The organism is Microcella sp., from assembly GCF_033763155.1.
Classification (GTDB): Bacteria; Actinomycetota; Actinomycetes; order Actinomycetales; family Microbacteriaceae; genus Microcella.
The window spans coordinates 1-7,059 of record NZ_JANRKZ010000047.1; the positions used below are offsets into that span (position 1 = coordinate 1).

At 65.7% G+C, this 7,059-nt stretch carries 8 protein-coding genes; 2 read left to right on the forward strand and 6 right to left on the reverse strand.

The features are described 5' to 3' along the window. The 6 genes from SFU54_RS02040 to SFU54_RS02065 all read right to left on the reverse strand — a co-directional run. Nucleotides 1–318, reverse strand: a 318-nt coding sequence (locus SFU54_RS02040; RefSeq protein WP_319014652.1) for a PH domain-containing protein, incomplete at its 3' end; no start/stop codon positions are given. 3 nt (nt 319–321) lie between these two features. Further along, the gene (locus tag SFU54_RS02045) at nt 322–1,128 is read right to left on the reverse strand and encodes a biotin--[acetyl-CoA-carboxylase] ligase (RefSeq protein ID WP_319014653.1); all 807 of its coding nucleotides are present in this window, start codon (nt 1,126–1,128) and stop codon (nt 322–324) included. Next, entirely contained in the window at nt 1,125–2,321 is a 1,197-nt protein-coding gene (locus SFU54_RS02050; RefSeq protein ID WP_319014654.1) for a DUF6716 putative glycosyltransferase, read from the reverse strand. The genes SFU54_RS02045 and SFU54_RS02050 overlap by 4 nt, the downstream gene beginning before the upstream one ends. Continuing rightward, nucleotides 2,318–3,190, reverse strand: a complete 873-nt coding sequence (locus tag SFU54_RS02055; RefSeq protein ID WP_319014655.1) for an N-acetylneuraminate synthase family protein — start codon at nt 3,188–3,190, stop codon at nt 2,318–2,320. Before SFU54_RS02055 ends, SFU54_RS02050 begins: the two co-directional genes overlap by 4 nt. Next, complete coding sequence (locus SFU54_RS02060) at nt 3,187–3,915, reverse strand: acylneuraminate cytidylyltransferase family protein (protein WP_319014656.1); 729 nt, start codon at nt 3,913–3,915, stop codon at nt 3,187–3,189. The genes SFU54_RS02055 and SFU54_RS02060 overlap by 4 nt, the downstream gene beginning before the upstream one ends. Further along, nucleotides 3,912–4,859 carry a hypothetical protein gene (locus SFU54_RS02065; protein ID WP_319014657.1) on the reverse strand — a complete coding sequence of 316 codons (948 nt, stop codon included), beginning with the start codon at nt 4,857–4,859 and terminating at the stop codon, nt 3,912–3,914. The genes SFU54_RS02060 and SFU54_RS02065 overlap by 4 nt, the downstream gene beginning before the upstream one ends. 180 nt (nt 4,860–5,039) lie before the next feature. Between SFU54_RS02065 and SFU54_RS02070 the strand changes: the two genes are divergently transcribed. Then, nucleotides 5,040–6,650 (forward strand): acyl-CoA carboxylase subunit beta, encoded by a 1,611-nt coding sequence (locus tag SFU54_RS02070; protein WP_319014658.1) that lies wholly within the window; start codon nt 5,040–5,042, stop codon nt 6,648–6,650. Next, nucleotides 6,647–6,898 carry an acyl-CoA carboxylase subunit epsilon gene (locus tag SFU54_RS02075; protein WP_319014659.1) on the forward strand — a complete coding sequence of 84 codons (252 nt, stop codon included), beginning with the start codon at nt 6,647–6,649 and terminating at the stop codon, nt 6,896–6,898. Before SFU54_RS02070 ends, SFU54_RS02075 begins: the two co-directional genes overlap by 4 nt. The last annotated feature ends 161 nt before the right edge of the window (nt 6,899–7,059 follow it).

Genomic DNA, 7,059 nt, shown 5'->3' on the forward strand with positions numbered 1-7,059 from the left:
GGTCACGTCGTAGCTGCGGCTCAACAGCACTTCATGTCGCGTGCGGACGAAAAGGCCGCTGCGCAACACCACCCGACGTGTCGTGATGAGGTACTGCGTGCTCAGCCAGCGCAGGAGGGGAAGAACCCACAGCAGAGTGACCGCCGATATCGCCCCGGCCAGCACCGCGAGGCTTTGCCACAACTCGTCGAGCACGAGAGCGGCATAGGTGCCCACTCCGACCACGACAAACAGAGCGATCGCGGGCCACGTGAGCGTTCGCGCGTGCGGACGCACACGCGCGATCGCCCGCTCCGGCACGCGGTTCTCGCCCGTCATGCCCTATTCATATCGCAGATGCGTCACGTCGCCTGCCGCCACGGCGATGACGGGGTCGATTGCATCAGCCGAACGCACGAGCAATCGCCCGTCGTCATCAAGACCAACGGCCGTGCCGAGAAGCACGGGCAGGCCCGGCCGGTCAATCCGTACCGCTCGGCCGAGCGTGTGCAGCTCGGGCTCGACGATGGCGGCGAGCGCGCGCGTCTGGGGAGTTGCGCGCCACTGCGCCACGAGGGCCGTGAGCTCGCGCAGATAGGCCGCGAGGGCGCGGTCGGTGAGCGCAGCATCCGTCGGCACCCCCATAAGGGCGAGGGATGTTGCGGTCGGCACCGGCAGGTCGGCGTGCGACATCGTCAGATTCAGCCCCGCGCCAATGACGACGCCGTCGGTGGTGAGCTCGGTCAGAATTCCGCTGAGTTTGCGCTCACCCTCGCTCGTCACGGCGAGAACGTCATTGGGCCACTTGAGACCGATCGAGTCGGCTCCCAGCGACCGCACGGCGCGCGTCATCGCCACCCCGGCCAACAGCGGAAGCCAGCCGAGCAGCCGTGGCTCGACATTGCCCGATGCATCGTGACGCACGAGCACCGAGACGGCGAGAGCCGCCCCGGGTGCGGCCGACCACACCCGATCGAGCCGACCACGCCCCGCCGTTTGGTTGTCGGTCGCGATGACGGCGAGGTCGGGCAACTGCGGGGCATTCGCGACCAGCTCGGTGTTGGTCGACGCACTCTGTTCGCGCCACTCCAACGACGGGCAGATGGCCCGGCTGAGCGGCATTGCAACAACGGGAAGCGATTCGGTCACGCCTTGAGCTTACGAGCGGCACGCACGAGGGCGCGGGCCGGAACACCGACGGCAAGCGCGACAGTTCCCCACGCACGCCCGTCGTGCCGGCCTAACGCCGTTCGACGATCCCACGCCCGACGAAGTCGGCCACCCGTTGTTGACCGGCGAGCACTGCGAGCAACAATCGGCGCGTTCGCGTGCTGCTCGACCGTCGCCGCAAGCATCGCATGGGCGTCATCGTCGCCCGCGTCGTGAAGATAGTTGCGATGTGCCCACGTCGCATCAACCTCGAAGAAGCGCCCCGCCTCGAGGTCTCGCGTCGATCCGATGAGACCGCTCGACTCAAAGATGCCATTGAGCTGCTCGTCACTCACGCCGTAGTCACCCAGCACGAGTGCCGGAATGCCTCGCGCGACCGCTTCAATCAGGGCCGTCGAACTCACCGAGGCGACTCCGCCCGCTCGATCAAGTACAGCGGTCATGGGGCCGGGCTGAACGACGAGGTTGCTCGGAACGACCGACGGCAACAGCGAATCGAGGGGCCACCGCTCATCATGCGTTTGCTTCTCGCCCGCTTGCGCGCGAACTTTTAGCACGACCCGACGCTCAGGGTGCGTTTCAGCGGTTGCCACGAGCGCGGCGACGAGATGCCGCCGTTGTACCCGCGTTGCCGGAACCAATGCTTGCGCGGCAAAGACGATGTCGTCGCCCACACTCGGGCGCCGATCGAGAAAGGGCAGGCTCGTCAACGCGAACTGGTGCTGCATTCCCTCGACGCGGTCAAGGGCACGAAACGCTTCACGCTCATGATGCGAGTGCACGATCATCAGATCAGCCTGGGCGCGGTAGACCAGCGCCTTTCGGCGGGCGGGCAGAGCGATGCCCGGGATGCCCGACCACAACACCGGCCGCCGCGGCAGTTCGGCAAGCATCGCCAAGAGCAGGGCGGCCGTCGGCCCCCGCATGGCGACGAGTACGGCATCCGCGCCCAGCACCCGCACGCGCTCGACTGCCTCATCCGCCGACAGAACATCTGCGTCACGGCCCGCCCATGTTGTGGTCGCGAGGGCCGCGGCGCGCTGAGTGGGGCTCGGCATCACGGGGTTGGCAACAACGATGATGTGGCGCTCATCGTGCGGCACGACGCGATCGAGCGTCGCCGCACCCCACTTGAGGTACGAGTCGGAGTCGGTGAGGGCGACGACAATCACGCGAGAACGCGACGCAGCTTTGCCTTGGGCGCTTCTTCGCCGGGAAACACACGCTTGACTCCGTCGCCCAGAGCCGACTCGATGATTCTGATGTCGCGCACCAAGTGCTCAAAACCTTGCGGCTCGAGAGACGCGGCGTGGTCAGAGCCCCACATCGTGCGGTCGAGGGTGATGTGCCGCTCAACCACGCGGGCACCCAGCGCGACAGCGGCGAGGCTGATCTGTAGCCCGCGTTCGTGACCCGAGTATCCGATGGGAACGCCGGCATAGCGGTCGCGCAGGGTCGCGATCGTCCGCAAGTTGGCCTCTTCTGCCGGCATCGGGTAGGTCGAGGTCGCGTGCAGCATGATCAAGCGATCCGTGCCAAGCGTCTCGACAGCGCGATCAATTTCTTCCAGAGTCGACATGCCGGTCGACAAGATGACCGGCTTGCCGGTGGCGGCAACGCGCTGAAGGAGCTCGATGTCGGTGACCGATGCCGAGGCGATCTTGTGGGCGACAACGTCCAGCTCTTCGAGCACGTCAACGCTCGGAACGTCCCACGGTGACGCGAACCAGTCGAGACCTCGCGACGCGGCGTAGGCACCAATTTGACGGTACTGCTCGGCGCTGAACTCGACGCGATATCGGTAGTCGAGGTAGGTCATGGTTCCCCACGGCGTTTCGCGCATTGTGTCGCGCATGTGCTCGGGCGTGGCAATTTCCGGCGTTCGCTTTTGAAACTTGACGGCGTCGGCGCCGGCCTCGGCTGCGACGTCGATCAACCGCATGGCCAGCTCGACATCACCGTTGTGGTTGAGACCGATCTCACCGATCACGTACACGGGGTGATCGTCGCCAATGAGGCGGGATGCAATAGACACAGTCATGACAGTGACTCCTCTGTTTTCGGCTCGGCGTTGACCACGCGCGAACCGCCATGTACGCCAGCGAGTGCTCGCGCAATCTCGAGTTCGAACTCGGTGTCGATATCAACGGCAAAGCGCTCGTCGACAAGCTGTGGCTCAACACGGCCGAAAAAGCGATGCCCAACGGCCAGGTATCCCTCAGCGCGAAGGACATAGAAGGCACCCGTTTCGGCAACCTGCGGCGGTAGATCTTGGCGGCGCAGGCGCACGGCCGCGTCGTGATTGACGCCTTCCCAGCCAACGCCACCGTGCACGGAGGGACGCCATAAGAACACCGGGGTCGCCACCGCGGCAAAGACCACATCGGCTTCGGCCGCGATCACGCGCGAAACCGCCGCGTCGAGGTCGCGCGTATCGATGAACGGGGAGGTCGCTTGCAGCATGACAACGATCGAGGGCGATTGATCGAGAGTTGCGATGGCGTGCGTCAGCGCTGACTCCGAACTGGCCGTCGAGGTGGCCAGGGCCGCGGGACGTTCGACGACAAAGGCCCCCGCCCGACGCGCCTCGGCAGCAATCTCGTCATCGTCCGTAGACACAATGACGCGGTGGATGCTCGCCGCACCCCGCGCGCTCCGCACGGCTCGCGCCACCAACGACTCGCCTCCGACGAGCTGCAGGTTCTTGCGAGGGATGCCGACCGAACCGCCGCGAGCCGGGATGATCGCGACAACCTCGGCCGTCACGACGCGACCTCACGCACGCGCGGTTCGGGAGACACTGTCGACCCTGTTCCGCGCAACACGATCGGCAGCGTCTCCGCAGCGGTCGAGGCAGCGGTGATGATCTCGAGCGCGCGCTCTGATCCCGCCAAGGCGAGTTCGATCGGCAGTGACGCCGTGACAACAGTGGTCTCGGGCAGGCGACCGACGGCAGTCACAAACCACGCAGGCTCCCGACGGTGAGGAAGGTAGGCCACAGCACCCGAACGCGCGAGCGTGGCGATGCGCTGCAGTTCGGCACCCGCATCCGTCAATCCATCGGCGACGTGGGCCGTTCCGAGCACGATACGCGCGCCGCGCGGAACGCTGACGGCACGTTCACCCAGCAATCGAGTGACGTCAAAGTGGTGGGTTATCACGGTGGCACCGATCTGCCGCAACTGCGCGACCGCCTCGTCGTCGTCGGGCAGATACGTCGTCACCGACAACCGACCGTCGTTCGCAAGCGCGCGAAGACGGCGGGTCGTGCGCGATGCGAGTTCACGGCGCAAGGCGCCCAGCAGGCGGGGGGCGCGTGGTCGAACAAGAGGTGCATCATGAACGAGCTGTCGGGCAAGCAGACGCGTGATCGCTCCGTCATCAACGATGGTGATGGTGCTCGGCTCTGCGCGGTCGAGGCGAGCCTGCACTTGGCCCGAGAACGCGTCACCGATGACCCAGGCGGTGTCGGCGGCGAAACGCGCGGCAGGAATCATGCGCACGTCGAGGGCAATTCGTGCCCTGACAGCGGGAAGGGCCAGCGCGCGGTCGGCGAGGTGGCTCGCTGTGTGCTCGAGTTGCGCATCGCCACCGCGCGGAACGATTGTGATGGCAGCGTCGTTGCCCGCCGCGCGCGAGAGGGCGGCGTGCTCAAGCGCACCCAGCAATTGCAGGGGCGATTCAACCCACGCGCTGATCTCGTTCGACACCCCGACTCCATCCACTCTTCGCGTTGACGCTACGAAGCGAGAGCCAACGGCAGGTGCACAATGCGTGACCGACGAGCGAATGGCAGTCGAGCGACACTCGGTCGGGCACCAGGTGCGCACGCCATCTCTGTTGATGTTCTCCAACGGCACGGGGCGGGGTGCTGTCGATAGGCTGACACGGTGACCGACACGAGTGCGCCCACCCCTACTGCCCCCGACCTCTCGACGACCGCCGGCAAGATTGCCGATCTGAAGGTGCGGTATCACGAGGCCGTCACCGCGAGCGGCGAAGCCGCCATCGAGAAGCAGCATGCCAAGGGCAAGATGACCGCCCGCGAGCGCATCGACACGCTGCTCGACCACGGCAGCTTCGTGGAGCTCGACGAATTCGTGCGCCACCGCACCCACGCTTTTGGCATGGATGCCAAGCGCCCCTACGGTGACGCCGTTGTGACCGGCACGGGCACCGTGCACGGCCGCCAGGTCGCCGTCTATAGCCAAGACTTCACCATCTTCGGTGGCTCGCTCGGCGAGGTCGCCGGCGAGAAGATCATCAAGGTCATGGAGCTCGCGCTCAAGACGGGCGTGCCGATCATCGGCATTCTCGACTCGGGTGGAGCTCGCATTCAAGAGGGCGTCGTCGCCCTGGGCAAGTACGGCGAGATCTTCCGCCGCAACACGGCCGCGAGCGGTGTTATCCCGCAGATCTCGATCATCTGTGGCCCCGCGGCCGGTGGCGCCGTGTACTCCCCCGCCCTCACCGACTTCGTCATCATGGTCGACAAGACCAGCCAGATGTTCGTCACCGGCCCCGACGTCATCAAGACCGTCACGGGCGAAGACGTCGGCATGGAAGAACTCGGCGGTGCACTCACGCACAACCGCACCTCGGGTGTTTCGCACTACCTCGCGAGCGACGAGAACGATGCCTTCGACTATGCGCGGGCGTTGTTGAGCTACCTGCCCGACAACAACCTGGCCGAACTGCCGCAATACGAAGCATCGGCCGAACTCGAGATCACCGATGTCGACCGCAAGCTCAACACGATGATTCCCGACAGCCCCAACCAGCCCTACGACGTCATCGACATCATCGACCACGTCGTTGACGAGGGCTCGTTCCTCGAAGTGCAGCCGCTGTTCGCGCCCAACATCGTCATTGGCTTTGCGCGCGTCGAAGGACGCAGCGTGGGTGTCATCGCCAACCAGCCCAACGCGATGGCCGGCACGCTCAACATCGACGCCGGCGAGAAGGCCAGCCGCTTCGTGCGCTTCTGCGACGCGTTCTCGATTCCGATCCTCACCCTCGTCGACGTTCCCGGCTACCTGCCCGGCACCGACCAAGAGTGGACGGGCGTTATTCGCCGCGGCGCCAAGCTGCTCTACGCCTACGCCGAAGCCACCGTCCCCCTCGTGACCGTCATCACGCGCAAGGCCTACGGTGGCGCGTACATCGTCATGGGGTCGAAGCAACTCGGGGCCGACATGAACCTGGCGTGGCCCACGGCCGAAATCGCCGTCATGGGCGGGCAGGGTGCGGTGAACATCCTGTATCGCGACCAGATCAAGGCCGCCGAGGCGGCGGGCGAAGATGTCGCCGCGGTGCGCACACGCTTGGCCAACGAATACACCTACAACGTGGCGAGCCCGTTCTTGGCTGCCGAACGCGGCGAGCTTGACGGCATCATTGAGCCGGCGGCGACCCGTGTAGCAATCATCAAGGCTCTTCGTGCCCTGAAGGGCAAGCGCGCGAGCCTTCCGCCGAAGAAGCACGGAAACATTCCGCTGTGAGCACGGCAGACGAGGCGACGGATGCTCCTGCCGCACGCATGCGGATCGTGGCAGGCAACCCCACCGACGACGAACTCGCCGCGGCCCACTCGGTCATCATCGCCGTGCTTGCCGAGCAGGCGGCACGGGGAGCGGAATTGCTCGAGCCGCCCGTTGATCGGTGGCGCCTGAGCGCTCGCGCCATGCGCGGACAGATTTCCCCCGGTGCGGGAAGCTGGGCCGCCAGTGGCGGATTGCGTGGGTTGTGATCGCGCACGCGTAGCGCGAGGACTGACCGCGACAAAGATTTTTGTCCGGTCATGCGGCATCCCACGACGCATTCCTGCGTGATCGTGGGTTTGTACCCTGATTTTCGTGCGCGCTGTCGACGATAAGGCTGAATTTGCGCGGATTCTGGGGCAGCGGGCGC

Bases quoted from the DNA above. Each gene is read 5' to 3' on its own strand.
- SFU54_RS02055 (WP_319014655.1), bottom strand. From the start codon at position 3,190: ATGACTGTGTCTATTGCATCCCGCCTCATTGGCGACGATCACCCCGTG.